Source organism: Nocardia sp. NPDC055053, from assembly GCF_053608285.1.
Genome location: NZ_JBSGVD010000007.1, coordinates 151,014 through 170,121, shown reverse-complemented (window position 1 = coordinate 170,121; position 19,108 = coordinate 151,014). Strand labels below are relative to the sequence as shown.

The window sequence follows — 19,108 nt, the reverse complement described above, 5'->3', positions numbered from 1 at the left end:
GATGCGTGCACTGCTGGCCTTCACCGGGAGCCGGGGCGATGCCCAGCCCGGCATCCTGCTTGCCCGCGAACTGCGGGCTCGCGGGCACTCGGTGACGCTCGCCCTCTCCCCCAATCTCGTCGAGTTCGCGACCGGACACGGTGTTCCCGCCGTCGGTTTCGGTCGCGACAGTGCCGAACTGCTGGCCACCCAGCACGCCGATCGCCGGTTCCGCAGCCTCAGCCCGCGCCAGCGGCTGCGTGCGGTGCTGGATCTACAGCGGCGCGGTGTAGCCGAGGCGGTGCGTGACCTGCTCGTCCTGGCTCCGGGCCACGACGTGCTGGTGACCGGGATGGCGGGCGAGGAAGCGGCCGAGAAGGCCGCGCGGCGCGTCGGATTGCCGTTGGCCGCAGTGCATTTCTTCCCGATCCATCCGAATCGCTCGGTGCCGGTGGTGCCGACCGCGTGGGGTGAGCGGATTCCCGGTGCGCTCAACCGGTGGATCTGGTCCGGGCTGCGGTGGGCGCGCGACGCCGCGCTGGCCGAACCGCTCGCCGAGTTCGGGATCGTCGAACATCCGCTGCCGGACCGGGTGTCGATCCAGGCCTACGACGTCGACCTGTTTCCCGGGTTGGCGGCGGAGCTGCCGGATCGGCATCCGATCACCGGATTCGCCGTCGACACCGACGGTTCCCTCGGCGGCCCGGTCGATTCCGCGCTGGCCGCCTGGCTGGACTCGGGCGCGGCGCCGATCTATGTCGGCTTCGGCTCGATGGCGGTCGACGATCCGGCGGCGCTGGTGACGATGCTGCGCACGGTCTGCGCCCGGCGCGGCAGGCGGCTGCTGCTCGCCGCGGGCTGGGCGGGCATCGAGCCCGAACTGTCCGCCGAGGTCGCGATCGTCGACCAGGTCGACCACGCCGCGGTGTTCCCGCGCTGCGTCGCCGCGGTGCATCACGGCGGGGCGGGCACGACGGCCGCCGCGCTGCGTGCCGGTGTGCCGCAGGTGATCTGCTCGATCCAGGCCGACCAACCGTATTGGGGGCGAGCGCTGTCGCGGCTCGGCCTTGCCGACACCCTGCGCGCCGCCGATCTCGACGCGGACGCGCTCACCGCCATGCTGGACCGGGTCGCCGACCCGAATGTGGTCGCCCGTGCCGCCGCCTACGCGGGCCGATTCCCAGCCAGCGGCGTCACCCTCGCCGCCGACGAGGTGGAAGCCCTTGTCCCCGTGTCATTCCCGGCACCGGTACTGAATCATGCCGGGAGGCTGCAGTGAGTAGCACCGAAATCGCCGTGCGTACCAGCGGACTCGGCAAGTCCTACGGTGACTTCACCGCGGTCGGCGGCATCGATCTGAGCATTCCCGCCGGTTCGGTGTTCGCGATGCTCGGCCCCAACGGGGCGGGCAAGACGACCACGGTCCGCATGCTGGCGACCCTGCTGCGCCCGGATCGTGGCAGCGCCGAGGTGTTCGGCTTCGACGTGGTGCGCGACGCGACCGCGGTCCGCTCGATGATCGGGCTCACCGGCCAGTACGCCTCGGTCGACGAAACCCTCACCGCCGGTGAGAATCTGCGCCTTTTCGGACGGCTGCTGGGACTGTCGCGGCGCGAAGCCGCGCAGCGCAGCGACGAACTTCTCGAGGAGTTCGAACTCTCCGCCGTCGCTCGCCGCAGTGTGTCCGCGTTCTCGGGCGGCATGCGCCGCCGCCTCGATCTGGCCGCGACGCTGATCACGGTGCCACCGCTGATCTTCCTCGACGAGCCGACCACCGGCCTGGACCCGCACACCCGTGATCGCATGTGGGGCATCGTGCGCGGCCTCGTCGAACGCGGCGCGACCGTGCTGCTGACCACCCAGTACCTCGAGGAAGCCGACGCGCTCGCCGACCGGATCGCGGTGATCGATCGAGGAACGCTGGTCGCCGAGGGCACCGCCGCCGAGCTGAAAGCGTCCATCGGAGAACAGGTTCTGCGCCTGGACATCCCCGACACCGCGGACCTGCGCCGCGCCGAGACGCTGATCCAGGACCTCACCGGCGACATCCCCGAAGGTTCCTCGACGGGCATGCTGACCGTCGCCCTGCGTGATGTCGCGCTCGGCGCCGACATCGTCGCCGCCTGCCGCGCCGCCGACATCACCCTGCGTGGTTTCGCGGTCGACCGGCCCGACCTCAACGAGGTGTTCCTGTCGCTGACCGGGCACGCGAAGGCCACCGACAACGTCGGCGTGACGTGACCACCCTCCGGGAAAGTTCGAGAACCGCCATGACTCTCACCACCGAGACCGCCGCCGAGCCCACCCAGGTTGTGCGCGCTCCGCGGGTCACCCGTGTCAGTGCGTCTGCCGCCCTGCAGCATTCGCTGATGATGGCCTGGCGCGGGTTGCTCACCTTCCGGCACAGTCCGCAGTTGCTCTACGACGCCATCCTGCTGCCTATCGTGGGACCGGTGTTGTTCGGCAGCATCTTCGGCACCGCCATCGCAGGCAGCATGGAGGCGTATCTGCCGATCATGATTCCCGGCGTGCTGGTGCAGATCGTGCTGACTTCCTCGGTCGCCACCGGTGTGCAGCTGTCCGAGGACATCCATTCGGGCGTGTTCGACCGGTTCGTCGCCATGCCGATCGCCCGCTCCGCACCGGTTGCCGGGGCGTTGCTGGCTGGCACGGTGCGCTATCTCATCGCCGCGACGACGGTGGTGATCGTCGGCTTCTGCATGGGCTACCGGCCCGAGCACACCGCAGGCTTCCTGGCGGGCGCCGTCCTGGTCGTCTTCGCCACGACCGCGATCAGCTGGCTGTTCGCGTTCATCGGCGCCACCGTCGCCCGGCCCGCCGCGGTGCAGGGCATGTGCATGCTCGTGCTCACCTTCCTCGGCTTCGCCTCCAATGCCCTCGTGCCCGAGGAATCCATGCCGACCTGGATGCAACACGTGTCGAATGTGAATCCGGTGTCCTACCTGGTCTCCGCGGTGCGCGAGCTGGCCGCCCACGGCACCGTCGGCGCCGACGCCTGCTGGTCACTGGTGGCCTCGGTGGTCGTTGTCGCCGTCTTCGCGCCGCTGACCGTGCGCACTCTCCGTTCCCGATGAGGAGTTTCCGATGACCGTCACCTCCCCCGCGGCCCTCGCCACCGCACCGGCAGGCCTCAACCGGATCACCGCCGACGACGACCTGTTCTTCAAACTGCACAGCCTCTACCCGAACGCCCTGGTCAACCAGCTGGCCTACCGGTTCGACGAGCGCCTCGACCCCGAGTTGCTGCGGCGCTGGCACGCGCATCTGGCGACCGGGTTCATCGCCCGCCGGGTCCGCACCACCCGGTTCCCGATCGCGCGGGCCCACTGGGAGCCCGCCGAGGAGTCCCTGCCCCTGGTCTGGTCGGCCACGCCGCTGCCCGACGACGCGGTGCTGGAGTGGTTCCTCGAGCAGGCCGCGGTGGAGTTCGACCCCGAGCGCGGCCTGGTCTGGCAACTCGCGGGCGCGCACACGGAGTCCGGTGGCACCGTCGTCACCCTGGTCGCCTCGCATGTCGCCTGTGACGGTGGCGGCATGATGCACGCGATCGTCGATTCCCTCGACCGGCTCAATCGCGGCGAAACCCCCGACCGCGCCGCCAGTGCGGGCAGTCTGGTCGGCCCGGTGGCGGGCTCGGGCCGCTTCGCCGCCGACCTCGCCGATGCCAGGGGACAGTTGCGCGCCGTCGCCCGCGGCGTGCGCGCCGCGCGCCGCGCCCGCGGGGTCAGCGAGCCGGCCCGCAATCCGCGCCCGGCCGAGCCCCGCCTGCCGCACGCCGAGACCTGGCAGGCCGCCGAGACGATCGTCCAGGTCGACCTCGCCGACTGGGACGCGGTCGCCGCCGCCAACGGCGGCACCACCAACGGCCTGCTGATCGGCGTCGCCGTGGGTCTGCTCGGACGCAGCGGCCGCATCGCCGACGGCGCCGACGTCCGCGTCGATATCCCCCATTCGATGCGCGTCCCCGACGATCCCCGCGCCAACGCCACCACCGGCCTGCCGATCAGCGTCACCTACCGGTCAGGCCAACGCGCCGACCTCCCCGCGGTCCGCGCCGCACTCAAAGCAGCGGGCCTGGCCTACCGCGACCCCGAGACCATCCCCCCGATCCAGCACCTGCAACCGGTGCAGATGCTGCTGCCGAAGGTGGTGCTGCACAAGTTCGCCCGCACCGCCAAGGCCCCCGAATGCCTGTGCACCAACATGGGCCGCACCGCCCAGAACATCGCCGTCCTCGGCCCCCACCGAGCCCGCGACGTCATCATGCGCCCCGTCGTCAACCCCGGCCCGGTCGACCTGTTCCGGCAGGTCGAAGTCGGCGTCAACCTGGCATTCTCCTGCGACGACGACACCGTCACCCTCGTCGTCACCGGCGGCGACCCCGACCGCTTCCCCACCCGCACCGCCCTCCAGGAACTCCTCGCGGCCGAATTCGCGGGGTGGGGGCTGACCCCGCGCTTCTGGTAGCGGACCCGGCAGGCCCGGGACTCGCTATCGTGGAGGCGGCTCTGCAACTGAGCTGGTCGATCTGGATGCCGGCGTCATCCGCCTGTCCATGACCCGAACGCCGAGATTCGAGTCCCCTGTTCACCACCATAAGTGCCGTACTCGAATCACCGACCGACAAAACGTCGGCAAGCGATGGTTCAAGCGGGACACCAGAAGAAGACAAATTGTTCGTTCCCATGCTCGGCAGAGCCTCCGCATCGCGGGGGCTCTTGTCGTATCTGGAGTCTTGGCCGTGTGCGGTCCGCTGAGCGTTGGCGTCGGTTTGCGTGCCCTGCTGGCTGGTTATGCCGTCTATCCGGCCGTGGGCGGCGCGGGAGACCGCAGTGATGCCCTGCCCCGCCGTTCGGCGTTGGTGAATCCAGTTGGCCTCGTGCAGCTCCGCAAACAGCGGCGTCTTCTCATCGGCCGGGACGACGGTGGCGGTGGTTTCATCGACATAGAGGCGCTCGAAGAAGGTTTGGTTGAGCAGGCGGCGGATGTTTTGTCGGCACCGCCCTGGTACATCGCGTACGGGTCCAACAGGAGGTCGAGGCTGCGGCGCAGGACGTCGGCTCCAGTGGCGAGTTCTGCACTGGCGTCGGCCAAGCCGAGTTTTAGGCGGTCTTTCTTGATCGTGATGTCTCGTAGCTTGGCGCGGATCTTGTCACCGGGCAGGGTGCCATCGGCGAGGGCGTCAACGAGCCGGTTTCCTGGGTATCGAGGTCGCGGATGCGCCGGGTCAGGCTTGCGTGAAGTTCTTTGGTGGCGGCGTGCTCGTTGCTCAGGGTGTGATCGAGGACACGGCGCACGTCGGTGATGAACCCAATCGGCAGCGCGAAGCTGCGGTAATGCTCGACTACTGCGTCTTCGACATCCTCGATCCGAAGGTGCGGCAGATCGCACAAGCCCTCTTGACGGCCCCGGCAAACGAAGTAGCCGTACTTCTTGCCTGCCCTGCCGGTGGGCTGCGTAAAGATCAGGCGCGAGGTGCGCCCCTGGGTGTGGCAACGCTGGCAGAAGATGCCTCCTTTGAGGTAGTGCTGGTGGACGCGATCGCGTTGGCCTCTGGCGCTTCTGAGGTCACGGACTTCCTGGACTTTCTGGAACAGTTCTTCATCGACGAGGGGTTCGTGGTTGCCGGGATAGATGTCGCCCTTGTAGATGACGTATCCCAGGTAGTACGAGTCACCGAGCATCTGGTCCAGCTTGTTGGCGGACACGGGATGGATGTGGGGGTTGCGGGCGGCTGGGCGCGCGGTCAGGCCGAAGTCGGCCATGGTGGCTTCGAGGCGTTCGATGCTGTACTCGCCGGTGGCGTACAGTTCCCAGGCTTTACGCACGAGATCGGAGCGGTCAGAGTCGAGGATGACGGTGGCGATCTTCTTGCCGCCGATGTCGGTTTTGGTGTTGAGGTAGCCGAGTTTGGCGCGGCCGATGGTGCCGCCGTGGGTGGGCTTTGTAAGCCATCTTGGCGGCGACGTCGAGGCCGTTCATGGTGTTCATGAGGCCGTTCATGACGTCGAGCATGCCTTCCATCGCGGTCGCCGCGGGGCCTTCGCCGAAGTCGTCCTTGACGGTGATCAGGCGGATGCCGAGTTTCTGGAGCTGGGCGATGTGGATAGCGGCGTCAAAATGATTGCGGAAGGCGCGCGCCCGGTTGTAGGTGATGACGTACTTGATGCCGGGGTGGGCGTGGATGTAGGCGAGCATCTCCTTGAACGCCGGTCGGTGCTCGACGTCCTTGGCGGAGACGCCGCCCTCGATGAACGGCGGATGCACCAGTTCGCCGCCGACGGCATTGACCTTGGTGACGCATTCATCCTGCTGAGTGGCGATGGACAGCCCGTTGGGGTCGATGTCGAGGGCGGTGTCGAGCTGCCCTTTCGTGGACACTCGAAGGTAGATCAGGGTCGGCGCTGACGGAGCGAGAAGCGGAGTGGTTCCCAGGGGGTCGGCCTCGCCCCGGTTCGCGCGACCATGCCTGGCTGTGACCAGATCCTCAATGTATGCCGGAATGTTGCGAGAATTGCTTTCGTCCATAAGCTGCCTCCTTTTGCTGTGACTACAGTGACGTGGCCACAGCAACGAGGGGTCAGGATCTTGTTGCCCGTAAACAGCACGAGGGACGCCACAAATGACGTCCCTCGTGGATGCGTGATATAAGATCACCAACGTCTCAAATGCGCGGTCGCCATAAGTTAACTGTACCCCCAAAGTGGCTATTCTCAAGGCAGTTCGGCTTTTTCGGCTATTTGGCGTATCGCCCTACCGAGCCAAGCAGGTGCAGTGTGAAATGGCCGAATTATTGCGGTAAACGGCACAATCTGATCCCGTTAGCTGACTCATGAGTATGCATTTGCATCTCTCGACCTGATAAACGCCTATTCGGTTGGCCCACATCCTGTTCAGCTAGCGCTGATACCCTCGCCCTCATGGTTGCCGTCCCGCTCGAAGCACTCCGCCAAGCGATCCGATCTGCCTGGTCGGCCGACACGAGCGCTGCGGTGGCCTGGTCCGACGGCAACCCCTCCAAGGGCCAGTGCGCCGTTACCGCCTGCGTCGTCAACGATCATCTAGGCGGCGATATCCTCCACACGACCGCCACCTTGCCCAACGGGGACACCGTCTCCCACTACTTCAATCTCATCGACGGCAGGCCGGTTGATCTCACCTCCGAGCAGTTCCCGGAACACACTCAGTTCTCCGAACCGGCACCGAAAACCAAGGGCTTCGCCTCAACGCGCGAGTTCTGTCTCTCGTACGAGCACACCAAACAGCGCTACGAACTACTGCGTACGCGGGTCGCCGAATGCCTCAGTGGCTAGGGATCATCGGGCAGTCCAGAGCCCGAAAAACTCGCGTACTTCCGCCACCGCCGTATGCCGACGCAGCTCATCTGCGATCTCGGTGAGCGTTGTTTGCAGGCGGGTCGAGGCCACCTTGCTGATCCCCGCGAAGTTCTCAATGAGTACCCCGCAGCCATCGGCAATCGCCCCGGCCTGAACATAGTTCTCAGCCAGGCGAACCTGCCAGGCAGTCTGCTCGCGCGGGTAGGCCGCGGTGCCGTCGATAGCAGATCGCAGATATGTGGCCGCTTCGCTGTGGTCGCCCAAGCGCATGAATGCCAGGCCGGTCAATCCGCTGAGCTGTGCTTCCGGCAGATGGGCAAGGTAAGCCGGATCGTGACCTCTGGTCGATTCATAGGCCCGGTGCGCCCGATTGACCGCACCAACCATCGCGGAACGATCACCGATCACGCTGAGCGCCTCGGCCTCGCGAATCGCGGCTAGTGCCCGCAGCTTTGGGCCTCCCTCTCGCCTAGCGGCGAGTTGCGCTGCTTGGGCGAGCTGCACGCCCTCTTTCGGCCGTGAACCTTCGCGGTACGACAGCAGGCAGGCGTTGATCCAGGTATGTGCGGCGGCGATGCCGTCGCCACTCACGGTGGCCGCCTGGGCCGCATCCGCGTAGTAGCGCTTGGCGTCCTTCCAACGGCCGGCGTCGTAATGCACCCAACCGGCGGCGGTCATCATCTCGGCACCGGCGCTGGTCAGAGCTTTGCCGACCCTGTCGGTGTAGCTGCCACCATCGAGGAGTTGCTCAACGTAGCGAACTTCATTGGAGGCGATCTCACACAGCCGATCACCGCCAGCCATCAGCTGCAATTCGTGAATTTTGTCGATGCTCTTGGTGATTCGCTCGACATCCGTGGCACCAACCTTCGGTCCAGAAGCTGCCGACGGAGCGATCTCCTGGCGCTTGTTCCCACCGACAGTCGTAGCAACCCCAACCGCACCCGTCTTGAAGAACTGGCGACGCCGCACGTCCGCCTCCTCGTCCGACTCGGCCGCCAGTATGGCCAATGGCACTTGGAGTGCGATGGCCACACGGCGCAACACGCGGAGATCGTAGCTGGCGGGGCCGTCGTGCTCCAGCTGTGAAATTGCCGGTTGAGTGAAATGAAGGAGCGCACCCAGATCCGCCTGAGTCATCCCGCTGGACTGCCGAATCCGCCGGATGGTCTCGCCCGTTGTCATAGACATTCTCGGATACCCCCTTGCGTGGCCGAGCCTACTTGGGTTGTGCCGGGTAGGCCGCCTTCGCCGTACGGTTGCGGCCCCGTCCGCACCATATACCGATTTCCGTATAACGGCGCACGGACTAGCTATTTCTGGGCGAAAGCGGCGGTTTTCCGGGCTTACGGTCCAACGCGGTACCCGGCACCGGGCCGACGCCGTACCCTTCAGCGGCGCACCGGTTTACCCGTGGGTGGCAGACCGGTGGCGAAAGCCCCCGGTGCCGGGCACCAACCGCCTGCTGGCCTGTTCGCCCGTTCGGAAACCGGAGATGCCGCTCATGGCCGTTACCAATTCGCTTGCCATCTACCAACTGGCTGCCCTTTACGATGCTGCCGCCCACGCTGCCCCGAGGCTGCCGTTCACCATCGAACAGTCCCACTTGGTGATGCAGGTCCATGTGGCCTGCCGCGCTACCCGCTGCTTGAGGAAAGCAGCCGAGCTCGATGCGCTTGTCGAGGCCGGACGCGTGGTGCCCTCAGCCAGCAAGCCGCGGTGATCGGTGGTGACTGCCATCTCGCATAGCGATCCACCCGAACCCGGCCTACCGCACGATCATTCGCATCGCGCCAACGACCTGGACCCGGTCGATGCGGCTCGCGGCCAAGCACTGCTCGAACCGCTGCCGTCATCGGAGATGTTCCTTGCCTCGTTCGCGAGGCTCCGGCCGGTCGCTGGTCGTGACATCCTCGAACCTTCCTTCGACCTGGTGGCCTGCCAGCGCGAAGAACGGTTGGCGGAGGAAATCCTCACCGACGAAACCGCCTCTCTTGAAGAGCTGAGAACAGCTGGTAGAACCCTTGTTTCAGCCCGGACGGACATCGTCATGTTGGTCACGATCATCGACGATGCCGTCCGTGATCGGCTGAAGATGCGTCGTCGCCACGACCAGAGCGTGCCGGTTCTGCCCTTCGCCCCGGACAACACGCAACTCGACGTGGTGGCGCATACCGAATCTGTCGGGGATATCGCCGCCCGGATGGCACAGCTGTGGGAACTGCTCAACGCCTATGCACCCAATGTCAGCGATCGCCCCGAAGCGGTGTTGCTGATGGAACTGTGCGACGGATACGACGCCTTGGCAGCCGAGATTGAAACCGGACGACGTATTCCAGCGGGCTGTGACCCATGCCGATCTGGATGAACCTTCTCTTTGCCGCAGTCGCAGGCATCGCAGCAATCGCACTGCTCGCCTCCGTGGTCGCTATGGCCCTGAGGCGGCCCGACGATCAAAGTGGTTCGAGCGCCGCCAAGCCGGCATCGGGCGGTGATGCTGGGTCAACGCCATCGACAAGCGGTGCCGCATTGAGCATCTGGCCGTACTCGTGGACGCACGATGCACCCGATCGGCCCTTTACCGCCGACGAAGCCCACCGCGAGATGCAGGTGCATCGCAACTGCCGCCTGGATGGGTGCGTCCGGAAGGCTGTCGCCTTCCGGACGCTCATCGACGCCGGACGGGTGACACCGGATTCCTCGCGCCAGCCGTATTGAACTGGCACTGTGCAACATCCACAGACAAAATCTCGATGCAGAAAGCGAACTCATATGACCGAAGAAGCCTCGGCACAAAGTGATGAGCAGTCCCGGCGCAGAAGCGGCACGCGGATGGGTGACGTACGTGGACAGGCACCGTCGTGACGATCGAAGATCCACAGGACGCGAGAGGTGATCTGCCGCAGCCAATGCCGCGGCGGTATCGAGATCTGCCAGATCAGACCTTCGTGCACGCGGACGGACCGTTGGCCGAGATCCTGTGTGACGCATACCTGATGGAATTGACGGTCAGCCGGGCAAGCCAATTGCGCGAGAGTCACGGGATGCACCGACCGGATGACTGCTGGGTGCACTTGCAAGCGGCGGCCAAGCTGTTAGCTATAGCCTGGGATTGAACGCACGGTGAAGGATTCAGAATCCGGCCTCAGGTGCACGCTGCCGGAGTGACATCGCTACCCGCCATCTGACATCTTGTTCAACATGTGGCGTTGTAGCTCAATGTGGCGGAAGCGATAAGCTGCACCGTCGATCCGGAATAGGCCAACGCGGTGCATGTCCTCCAGGAAATCGATGGTCTTCTTGGGGAGCTTCCCTCGGCGGGCGGACCAGCGTGATACGAAAAAGTAGGAGTACCACGAAGGCTCCCGCGCGATAGTCAAAGCCACCCCGATAGGAATAGCGAACGGGATCGCGATAATCAGCATAAGCGGAGCCATCGCAACCCAATGAGATGAATCCGACGGCGTCGAGCCATCCGGCATCGAATAGAACCAAATGATGAATCCAACTACGACCACCATGTACAGAATATTGACGGGAATACCAGCCAGCGCCCGAATCCTACTAACTCGGTAGGTCGACTCCGGGTTTCGCCATGCACCACGAATACTCTCGCAATTCGGACAGTTGCAACTCCAACCGCAAGTAATGCAGCATTGTTCCACGCTGTCCCACTGCTCCCGCTGATAGGCGTCATGTTTGAGCCGCGGACTGTGTTTGGGACATCCCGAATCGTGCTCCTTGGGGCGAAGCCATCGGGAAATTCCGTGCTGGACGCTCGCCAGAAAAACGAGCACGGGCGCGACCAGTACACCAATCACTGCCCAAATCGCCGCCACTGCCGACATAGACAGACCGGCGGGCAACATGTCGACCATCCAACCGCATAGCATATCCATCTTCGAGAAGGGCAGGTTTCCGTACCAAGCGAAGAATCCTAGGAAGGCACCGCCAACGAGCGGAGCCCAAAGGAAACCTTTAGCCTCGTGCCGAATTTCGTATCCGACAAAGTCTTTCAGACTCTTCGATCCGGTCGGCATCGGAGGTTCCTCAATCCGGCGTATTCGCCACACCAGGACGATTGGCACAGCAGCGAATGGAGACAGCAACATGACGGCGGATACCAGAATATGCAGGTACCACACTTCCTCATAGGCGAGGAAACCTAGCGCAACTACCAAGGCGATAATCGAAAATGTAATTCGCGATTGGCGGCCCTCAAATAGCCAATCAATAAGCTGATTTACAGTTCGCCATTTTACTTGTGGTTTGCCAGAGAGATGCCACCATTCGATAGTGCCGCCAGGATCAACCGTGCGTGCAACATGTGACAGCCACTGTTCGGACTCCCGGATCCTCCATTTCGTTCGAGGACGCCGCAGGTCTGCTTTATCTTCCTCCGATACAGTGCGCCGATCAAGCACTGCCGGTACCAGGCAGTCGAAGAGATAGTTTTGGATTGTTTCAGGGTCACCAAAACGGTCTGTGTCGAGCAGTTCTAGCGGAGTTGTTGCGACAGCCCCTTGATCGCGCTGGTAATCCTTGTCTATATAAATTGTTCGCACAAGCCAGAGGCCGAGCGGGCTGGAACAGACCTTGGACAATGGCTGCGACCGCTCGCTCACAAGAGCATTCTTCATTTCCAGCCATGTCGGGTCTCCCTCCGGCGCAAGGTCGACCAGGTACTTCGCCGCTTCCTCGCCTTTCAGCGGATGTGCCTCAATGACAGCGGCACGAGCAATTATGCCGGACTCTTCGACAATTTCTCTGTACGTTTCGGTCCTGCAACTCACCACCAGTCCATCGTGCTGGGTAAGGTGTTGATTGAGAGCCTTCACGATATCCGATCGGATACCGCTGACGACTTCATCGAGGCCGTCAATGACAGGGAGTATCAGGTGGGCGTCATACAACTCGCCGGGCAAGGTTTTCTGACTTCTTCCCCACACTTCGGGATAGTCGATTGTCAAACGATGGACAATCCAGTCTCTCAGCGACTTCTGCTCGGCGACATTCCAGCTATTGGCGCGGAGAAAGATCGGAACGATCTCCCATTCTTTCTGCTCAAGTAGGCCCCATTGGAGCGTCTCAGCAAAAACCGTCTTACCAGCCCCGGACTCGCCTAGTATTACTAGACGACTTCGCGCAAGCTTCCGAAACTGGGCAGCAGCATCGAGGTGGTCTTTGGAGGTTGCGTCGAACGCAAACGGCCCCGAGCCGCCGAAAGCGTTGACGCGACGATCTGCCCGCTGTTGCTTGGTCAATGACCATCGGACGGGCATGGGGTGGGTTGATTCGAGCCGGAGCGCCCTTCGCTCTTCTTTACAGCGCTTAAGCACAGTCTGCGTGAGCATTTTGGCGGCTTCGAACTGTGCATTAGTAGGATCAAGTAGACGCCGCGATTGCGGAGGGTTCACATTGACAGTGTCTATGTGAACCAGCGGGCTACCAACGAAGGCACTTGAAACAGCGGGGGCGCCGGTTGATTTCGTACCCGCATCCTCTTCGCTGGTTTCGGTTTGACTGGAGGCCATGCGAGCAGCATCCAACACGAATTCGGTCGATCTATTCCCTGCAAATTGGTCAACCGACTGCGTGCTATCGAGCGCGGGTTCCTGTGGGGCAGATTTGGCTTCGAATTCCTCTTCCAACTTGAGGAGTGCATCCACCAATCTTTCTCGGGCGTCGTCGATCCAGCGCCTTCGTCGACCCGCCCAGATTTTACTGGCCCGGTCTGGTTCAGAAGCAAAAATTTGCTTCATCAACTCCGATGCGAACTTCCCCTCGTCTGCCTCGCGTTCCATGTCACCTAGGATGTACATGGTTCTTAGTAGGCCACGCTTTGTGATTTTACTTTGCTGATCTATTGACCGATCAAATCTCTTGTCCTGCATGGCATGGCCGAAGAGATTCTCCAATGCCACCACAGGGTCGAGCGCCAACAGTTCCGGACAGAGCCTTTCGACAAGGCGCGCAATATAATACAAGTCTACGTGATATTTCGCATGACTGTACTTCCGGTCGCCTAGCTTGACCGGCTCGCTATCCCGATAAGAACCGGCTCGTAGCCCAGCTTCTACCCGGACCCTGTATAGGTACAGCGCCGCCAGTTCATGCACCATCGCCTTGGAACGGCCCGCATCCCTATCTGTCACGGCCAACATTATAGCTTACACGAAGGTATCATGATCCCATTAGGCCTCAATCAGCCATGAATTTCCTCGGGCTCGAGGTAATTCAGCAGCTCCGCCTCAAACCATTTATGAAAATCCGGCCGGAGCCAGCTTGTTGAAGAAGGATCGTCCGGGGACAGATCGTGATTTCTGACCAAATCTTTCATCGCAGTAGTTGCGGCAGCAAAGAAGCTCAACGGCGTCTGCTCCGATAGAACCTCGCCAGATAATTGACCCGCTTCTTCCTCATGCATGAGTCGCACTAAATGCGCCGCAGTCGTCACCATATGATCTATATCGTTAGTTTCATGCTCGCGTCGCAATAGCGAGCCCAGCATTGTTGCCGACAACTCCTTTTGCCAGTCATCGCTATTGGTCATGAGATACAGGACATCCCTTCAAAACCGGTGTTCTGTTCTACCAGTTGGCGCACGCCTTGTTCCACGGCGGAATAGACGCCACCCGCATCGGTCGCCTCATTGCCTTCGTCTCTATATCGACCGGTAAGCCAATGCTTTCCAGTCAGCTCAAACAGATATGCGATGGCAGCCGGATCAAATTGTCCAAGCGGAAGAGGGTCCGCCGGAAATTCCGGGTACTTCCGTTCAGGTTGAGGTTGCGACGAGGAGTAACGGTTGGGGTCTGTCATATTTAATTCTTCTATAAATATATAAGCATATAAGGCGCAAAATTACGAGACCTGCCATCGATGATCCATTTCTGGGCCAATACTTGGATGCCATCCCGCTGTCAAGGGAGTTCACTGACAACTTGGCCGCAAGTTGGGCGTCGTCGCAGGTCACACCCAACTTGCGGCCAACTTCGGTTCCGCTCCCCGATTCCACATGCCACAGTCGAATTGCTTCCATCCCGGAAGCCGGGACAATCCCTGATTGATCCGCAAACCCATCCAAAGGAATTCAATGCAATCCACCCTCACTGCGTGGGTTCTGTTCATGGTCTCGTATTTGCTTGTGTCGCTGGAAGCGACCATCAAGGTGCGACTTTCACAGCCACGACACGGGCGACATAGGCGACCAACGGGCAACCTGTGCCCCGGCTGCGGTCACGGCCTGAACGGTGGTGATACCTAACTCTCGCAGGCGTTTCGGCACCAGTCCGGCTGGTGCCGAAACGACTTATTCCCAACCAACCCTTCGATTCTGCTCCTTATCCACCCACAGCAAGGAGGCTCACATGCGCCACCTCCCGAAAGCGCAATCCCCGCGGTGGTTCTGCCACCCGCTTTCTCCGAATGTCTCACCCCGCCTCGTCCTGTTCCTCGTATTCTTCATCCTCATAACCGGCTTGGTGACCGCGTGTGGTTCTTCAACCCGGTCGTTGTCTGCTCGTTCCGCCACCTTGGTACTTACGGCCACCAGTGCGGAACCCCGCCCGGCCCTGCCGGATTCGCTCGCGACCGACCTGACCAACATGGCCTAGCACTCGAAGCGCAAGGGTGACGCCACCGTACGCCTGATCACATCCACCAGCGGCGAGGTCATCACGACCGACCTCACCCCAGTACGCCCGAACGGTCAGGTGCAGCACGCCACGGCCGACGCCGATCGTCAGATCAACGCCGCCATCGACAAGCTCGGCGTCACGCTGAGTGAGGCCACTTCCACCACGCCGGGCCTGAACGTGTTGCCGCTACTCGATCGGGCAGCGCAGATCCCGAACGCGGACATTCATGTGCTGTCGTCGGGCATCAGCACGGAGGCTCCGATGGATTACCGGGTCGTTGGTTGGAACACCAACCCCGCCAGCGTCATCGACAGCATGCCCGATCTGTCCAGCCCGCACCACGGCTGCCCGCACTGCTCCAGATGACAACCGGAAACGCTCCGTCGCTGCGATCCTGTTCGATGCCTTGTCTGCGGTATGACTCGTACTCGCGGCACTTCCGGATCAGGGTGGGAATGCTCTCAGTACCCATGTCGATCTCGATGAACGCTCCGTCGACATACTCGCTACCTGGTGGCGAAGCGGTTTCGGCATACAGATCCGGTTTGAGGGTTAGCCGAGCGCCGCCGGTACCGATGTAGGTTCGGCCATCACCCGCGGCGCTACCCATCTGTTTGGCGATGGTGGAGAGAGAGTCTCCGGCTTCGTACTGCTCGACGGCCTGGTCGATCTGAACCTCGGTCAGGTGCCGTGGCTGCCGCGTAGGGACGTTATGGTCGTCGAGGATCTTGAGGATTCTCCATTTAGACAGGTCGTACTGTTGGCAGAGCTTGGGCGTGGAGATGCCGGTTCCGGGCGATCCACTGCGGAGTACAACACCACTCGCAGGGCGCCAGTTCGGCTGGACCGACCGCGTACCAGGACACCGCGACGATATCGTGGACCTCGCGACCACTGCGCGCGGACCTCAGCTGCCCCTCGTGGAGCCACTGGCATCGCCGGTCGTTGTGATAGGCCCGTCCGCCCGCCGTCCGGTAGCCACGGGCCAACACTCCAGGCGGGAGCGCACGGCAGTAGTCGCACTGCCCCGGGCCGAGTTCATGTCGGCACAGTTCCTCCTCCAGCACCTGCTCGGGTGTCGACGCGCTGCCGACGACCGCGGCGGCCGCAGAGTCTGCGGTACCGAACAGATCCGACGGGTGGTAAGGCAACAGACCCGGCGCCGGTTCGGCCGACGCCATGCTACGCGCTTCCTCCGCACCCTTCACCGCCAACCGATCTGCGCGCTCATTGTCGACGTGACCGGCGTGACCGCGAACCCACACCCATTCGACGGTATGCCGCCCCAGCACCTCGGCCAGCTGTTCCCACAGGTCGATGTTCTTGACGGCTCGCTTGCTCTTGGTGAGCCATCCATTGGCCTGCCATCGACGCAGCGAGTTCGTCACGCCCAGCACCACGTACTGACTGTCCGAATACAACCGTACGGTAGATGGACGGGTGAGCGCTTCGAGGGCTCGAATCGCCGCCATCAATTCCATCCTGTTGTTGGTCGTCGCCGGTATGCCCCCGTAGAGCTGTTTCTCTCGATCACCGTATCGAAGGATCGCGCCCCATCCACCCGGTCCGGGATTCCCCAAACATGCACCGTCGGTATAGATCTCGACGATGCGTTCCCCACTTTCCGCCATGACACAACGGTACGCGTCGGGCCGGAGGCCGATCTCGCGCTTCTGGTGACATCTCAACCGCTCGCGACTCGCTATCGTGGAGTCGTGGGCATCATGGGCGAACTGTTTCCGGGTAAGAAGCTGCAGAACGAGGGCAGCGGTGACAGCGACGGCCAGGACCACCACCCCGCGCTGGCGATCGACCTCGACGCGGGCGTGGTCCGCCTGTCGGGTCCCGGCCCGTTGCCGGTCCCGCCGCGGGAGTCAGACGACCGTTGACCTTGCCGGTCGACACTGCCTCGACCGTGGTGGCCGGAGTGCCCGCCTCGGCCCGCTACGCCGCCGGACTGGTTGCCGGCCCGAGCGCGATTCGCTCGGCGAAAGTGAATCACGCGGCTGCCCGTGTGCAAGGTCCAGGCGGCCGTCGTTCAGGGAATCAGTGCTCTGACCTCCTCCGCTGACGAGCAGGTCAGCGCGCGGGTGGCGAGGGCGCGACAGGAGGTCGAATCCAGTGCCCGGACGGCGGCTTTCACCAGTGGGATCGATGGCGGGCCGACGCTGAGTTCGTGGACGCCGAGACCGAGCAGGACAGGGGCCGCGGCCGGGTCGGCGGCCGCCTCGCCGCAGACCGCGACTCGGGCCCGGCCCGTGGCTGCCCGGCTCACGGTGTCGATCAGATGCAGGACGCCGGGGTCGAGGGGGTCGGCGAGAGAGCCGAGGGATTCGTTGCCTCGTTCGGCGGCCATGGCGTATTGGGTGAGGTCGTTGGTGCCGATGCTGAGGAAGTCGACGTGGCCGGCGAAAGCGGCGGTCTTGGCCGCGGTCGCGGGGACCTCCACCATGATGCCGATGTCCAGCGGAATGTTCGGTGGGACAACATCACTCAGAATGCGGCGGGCCTCCAGGAGTTCCGCCAGCTGGGTCACCATCGGGAACATCACCCCGACGGGATGGTCGGCGGCGACCCGGCCGATCGCGGTCAGCTGATCGCGCAGTAGTTCGGGCCGTGCGAGGGTGAGGCGGATACCGCGCATGCCCAGAAACGGATTCGCTTCGGGTGCCTGCTCGATGTAGGGCAGCGGTTTGTCGCCGCCGACGTCGAGGGTGCGCAGGATCAGTTTGCGGCCGTCGAGAGCTTCGGCCAGGGCGCGGTAGGCCTGTTCCTGTTCGTCGATCGATGGCGCGTCCGCCCGACCGAGGAACAGCAATTCGGTGCGGACCAGCCCGGCGAGGTCGGCGCCGTTGCGCACGGCCGCGGCCGCGTCCGCGAGGTCGCTGATATTCGCCGCGACGTGCACGGTCACGCCGTCGCGGGTGACGGCGGGCTTGCCTGCGGCTACGAGGGCAGCGTCGCGCTGATGCTGTTGCTTCACAGCACGTTCGGTAAACTCGGCCTGGACCTCAGGGTCCGGATCGATGACCAGTGCACCGGTTTGCCCGTCCAGCGCGACGGTGGTCCCCGCCGCGGTCTCCAGCACGCGCGGGCCTGCGCCGACAACCGCCGGAATGCCGTGTGCGCGGACCAGAATCGTGCTGTGCGCGGTCGGGCTGCCGTTGGCCAGCACGATACCGGTGACCTGTGCCGGATCCAGCGCGGCGGCCTGGGCTGGGGTGAGATCCGCGGCGACGAGAACGCCTGCGCGGCTGACCACTCGCGTCGCACGCCCCGTCAGTTCGGCGAGTACCTGGTCACGGACGGCCCGCAGATCACCGGCCCGCGCTCGCTGGTACTCGTCGGGCAGCCGATCCAGTTCCGCCGCACCAGCATCGAGGACGCTCGCCCAGGCGAGGGCCGCGCCCGTCCCCGCGGCGATCCGGGAATGGACGGTGTCGAGCACTTCCGTGTCGTCCAGCAGCACCTGATGCGCCGCGAAGATGCCCGCGTCCGTCCCGGCGGTGATCCGTAGCCGGTCGATTTCGGCGCGCACCCTATCGATGGCGGCATCGAGCCTGCGCCGCTCGCCCGCCGGCGACTCGGCTCGGCCGGGATCGTCGAGGTTGGTGGTGTCGAACCGCGCGGCGGCGAACTGCCAGCTCGGTCCGATTCCGATGCCAGGTGAGGCGGGCAGCGGGCCGGTCCCGCGCGCTACGGGCGCGACCTCGGCGACGATGCCGGGCTTTTCGTCGAAATGCCGTGCGGCGAGGGCGAGTACCCGGTCCACGGCCTCCGCCGCATCGGCGCCGGTCGCCGCGACTTCGAGGCGATGACCGGCGAGTGCACCCAGCGCGGCGATGCGGCTCAGACTCGAGGCGGGCGCCGGACCGGCGCCGGTGGTGAGATTGCCCAGCAGCACGGAACTGTCGAGTCCGCGCACCACACCGACCAGCCGGGCGGCGGGCCTGGCATGCAGCCCGTGCGGATTGTCGACTATGAACTCGGCCCGTGACACCGGGCCGGACTCGGTGACTGCGAACCCCCGGCCGTTCCACTCGATCTCGCGGGCGATTTCGGTGGCTCGCTGCACCTTTTCGCTCTCCGAAGTCCGGGGCGGGGCACTCCCAGCACCATCACCAGGACCGG

The 19,108-nt window shown here is 63.8% G+C and carries 20 protein-coding genes; 11 read left to right on the top strand and 9 right to left on the bottom strand.

Annotation, left to right across the window (positions count from 1 at the left end; all coding sequences use genetic code 11):
* Window position 1 precedes the first annotated feature (1 nt).
* Genes ACWF82_RS10210 through ACWF82_RS10195 form a run of 4 tightly spaced genes read left to right on the top strand, consistent with a single transcriptional unit; the run spans window position 2 to window position 4,467 of the window.
* On the top strand, window positions 2–1,258 hold the full coding sequence (locus ACWF82_RS10210) for a glycosyltransferase (protein ID WP_452499895.1): 1,257 nt from the start codon (window positions 2–4) through the stop codon (window positions 1,256–1,258).
* A complete protein-coding gene (locus tag ACWF82_RS10205; RefSeq protein WP_452499894.1) occupies window positions 1,255–2,220 on the top strand; it encodes an ATP-binding cassette domain-containing protein in 966 nt (321 codons plus the stop codon). The genes ACWF82_RS10210 and ACWF82_RS10205 overlap by 4 nt, the downstream gene beginning before the upstream one ends.
* Before the next feature lie 29 nt (window positions 2,221–2,249).
* Window positions 2,250–3,074, top strand: coding sequence for an ABC transporter permease (locus ACWF82_RS10200; RefSeq protein WP_452499892.1), 825 nt, complete (start codon window positions 2,250–2,252; stop codon window positions 3,072–3,074).
* Window positions 3,075–3,084: 10 nt separating this feature from the next.
* Window positions 3,085–4,467 (top strand): hypothetical protein, encoded by a 1,383-nt coding sequence (locus ACWF82_RS10195; RefSeq protein ID WP_452499890.1) that lies wholly within the window; start codon window positions 3,085–3,087, stop codon window positions 4,465–4,467.
* A 635-nt stretch (window positions 4,468–5,102) separates the two neighbouring features.
* Here the strand turns inward: ACWF82_RS10195 and ACWF82_RS10190 are convergent.
* Both ACWF82_RS10190 and ACWF82_RS10185 read right to left on the bottom strand, forming a co-directional pair.
* A complete protein-coding gene (locus tag ACWF82_RS10190; RefSeq protein WP_452499889.1) occupies window positions 5,103–5,828 on the bottom strand; it encodes a recombinase family protein in 726 nt (241 codons plus the stop codon).
* Window positions 5,829–5,841: 13 nt separating this feature from the next.
* Window positions 5,842–6,528, bottom strand: a complete 687-nt coding sequence (locus ACWF82_RS10185; protein ID WP_452499887.1) for a recombinase family protein — start codon at window positions 6,526–6,528, stop codon at window positions 5,842–5,844.
* Between the two features lie 392 nt (window positions 6,529–6,920).
* Between ACWF82_RS10185 and ACWF82_RS10180 the strand changes: the two genes are divergently transcribed.
* Complete coding sequence (locus ACWF82_RS10180) at window positions 6,921–7,313, top strand: YunG family protein (protein ID WP_452499886.1); 393 nt, start codon at window positions 6,921–6,923, stop codon at window positions 7,311–7,313.
* 3 nt (window positions 7,314–7,316) lie between these two features.
* On the opposite strand, the gene ACWF82_RS10175 is transcribed toward ACWF82_RS10180, so the two are convergent.
* A complete protein-coding gene (locus tag ACWF82_RS10175) occupies window positions 7,317–8,522 on the bottom strand; it encodes a helix-turn-helix domain-containing protein (RefSeq protein WP_452499884.1) in 1,206 nt (401 codons plus the stop codon).
* 259 nt (window positions 8,523–8,781) lie between these two features.
* Here ACWF82_RS10175 and ACWF82_RS10170 point away from each other — a divergent pair, with 259 nt between their 5' ends.
* The 4 genes from ACWF82_RS10170 (at window position 8,782) to ACWF82_RS10155 (ending at window position 10,453) form a co-directional block, all read left to right on the top strand.
* Complete coding sequence (locus tag ACWF82_RS10170; protein ID WP_452499882.1) at window positions 8,782–9,060, top strand: hypothetical protein; 279 nt, start codon at window positions 8,782–8,784, stop codon at window positions 9,058–9,060.
* 6 nt (window positions 9,061–9,066) lie between these two features.
* A complete protein-coding gene (locus tag ACWF82_RS10165) occupies window positions 9,067–9,705 on the top strand; it encodes a hypothetical protein (protein WP_452499881.1) in 639 nt (212 codons plus the stop codon).
* Window positions 9,690–10,055 (top strand): hypothetical protein, encoded by a 366-nt coding sequence (locus ACWF82_RS10160; RefSeq protein ID WP_452499879.1) that lies wholly within the window; start codon window positions 9,690–9,692, stop codon window positions 10,053–10,055. Before ACWF82_RS10165 ends, ACWF82_RS10160 begins: the two co-directional genes overlap by 16 nt.
* Before the next feature lie 143 nt (window positions 10,056–10,198).
* A complete protein-coding gene (locus ACWF82_RS10155) occupies window positions 10,199–10,453 on the top strand; it encodes a hypothetical protein (RefSeq protein WP_452499877.1) in 255 nt (84 codons plus the stop codon).
* Window positions 10,454–10,510: 57 nt separating this feature from the next.
* On the opposite strand, the gene ACWF82_RS10150 is transcribed toward ACWF82_RS10155, so the two are convergent.
* Genes ACWF82_RS10150 through ACWF82_RS10140 form a run of 3 tightly spaced genes read right to left on the bottom strand, consistent with a single transcriptional unit; the run spans window position 10,511 to window position 14,159 of the window.
* Window positions 10,511–13,492 carry an NACHT domain-containing protein gene (locus tag ACWF82_RS10150; protein ID WP_452499875.1) on the bottom strand — a complete coding sequence of 994 codons (2,982 nt, stop codon included), beginning with the start codon at window positions 13,490–13,492 and terminating at the stop codon, window positions 10,511–10,513.
* Between the two features lie 50 nt (window positions 13,493–13,542).
* Window positions 13,543–13,890: a hypothetical protein gene (locus ACWF82_RS10145; RefSeq protein WP_452499873.1), complete on the bottom strand. Its 348-nt coding sequence runs from the start codon at window positions 13,888–13,890 to the stop codon at window positions 13,543–13,545.
* Window positions 13,887–14,159 (bottom strand): hypothetical protein, encoded by a 273-nt coding sequence (locus tag ACWF82_RS10140; protein WP_452499871.1) that lies wholly within the window; start codon window positions 14,157–14,159, stop codon window positions 13,887–13,889. Before ACWF82_RS10140 ends, ACWF82_RS10145 begins: the two co-directional genes overlap by 4 nt.
* An 893-nt stretch (window positions 14,160–15,052) precedes the next feature.
* Here ACWF82_RS10140 and ACWF82_RS10135 point away from each other — a divergent pair.
* Window positions 15,053–15,343, top strand: coding sequence for a hypothetical protein (locus ACWF82_RS10135; protein ID WP_452499869.1), 291 nt, complete (start codon window positions 15,053–15,055; stop codon window positions 15,341–15,343).
* Here ACWF82_RS10135 and ACWF82_RS10130 read toward each other — a convergent pair.
* On the bottom strand, window positions 15,282–15,587 hold the full coding sequence (locus ACWF82_RS10130) for a replication-relaxation family protein (protein WP_452499867.1): 306 nt from the start codon (window positions 15,585–15,587) through the stop codon (window positions 15,282–15,284). The two genes, ACWF82_RS10135 and ACWF82_RS10130, sit on opposite strands and share 62 nt — an antisense overlap.
* A gap of 133 nt (window positions 15,588–15,720) precedes the next feature.
* Entirely contained in the window at window positions 15,721–16,608 is an 888-nt protein-coding gene (rnhA, locus tag ACWF82_RS10125; RefSeq protein WP_452500054.1) for a ribonuclease HI, read from the bottom strand.
* A gap of 84 nt (window positions 16,609–16,692) precedes the next feature.
* Between rnhA and ACWF82_RS10120 the strand changes: the two genes are divergently transcribed.
* On the top strand, window positions 16,693–16,866 hold the full coding sequence (locus ACWF82_RS10120; protein ID WP_452500060.1) for a hypothetical protein: 174 nt from the start codon (window positions 16,693–16,695) through the stop codon (window positions 16,864–16,866).
* Window positions 16,867–17,015: 149 nt separating this feature from the next.
* Here the strand turns inward: ACWF82_RS10120 and ptsP are convergent, their stop codons facing one another.
* Window positions 17,016–19,052 (bottom strand): phosphoenolpyruvate--protein phosphotransferase, encoded by a 2,037-nt coding sequence (gene ptsP / locus ACWF82_RS10115; protein WP_452499865.1) that lies wholly within the window; start codon window positions 19,050–19,052, stop codon window positions 17,016–17,018.
* Between the last annotated feature and the right edge of the window lie 56 nt (window positions 19,053–19,108).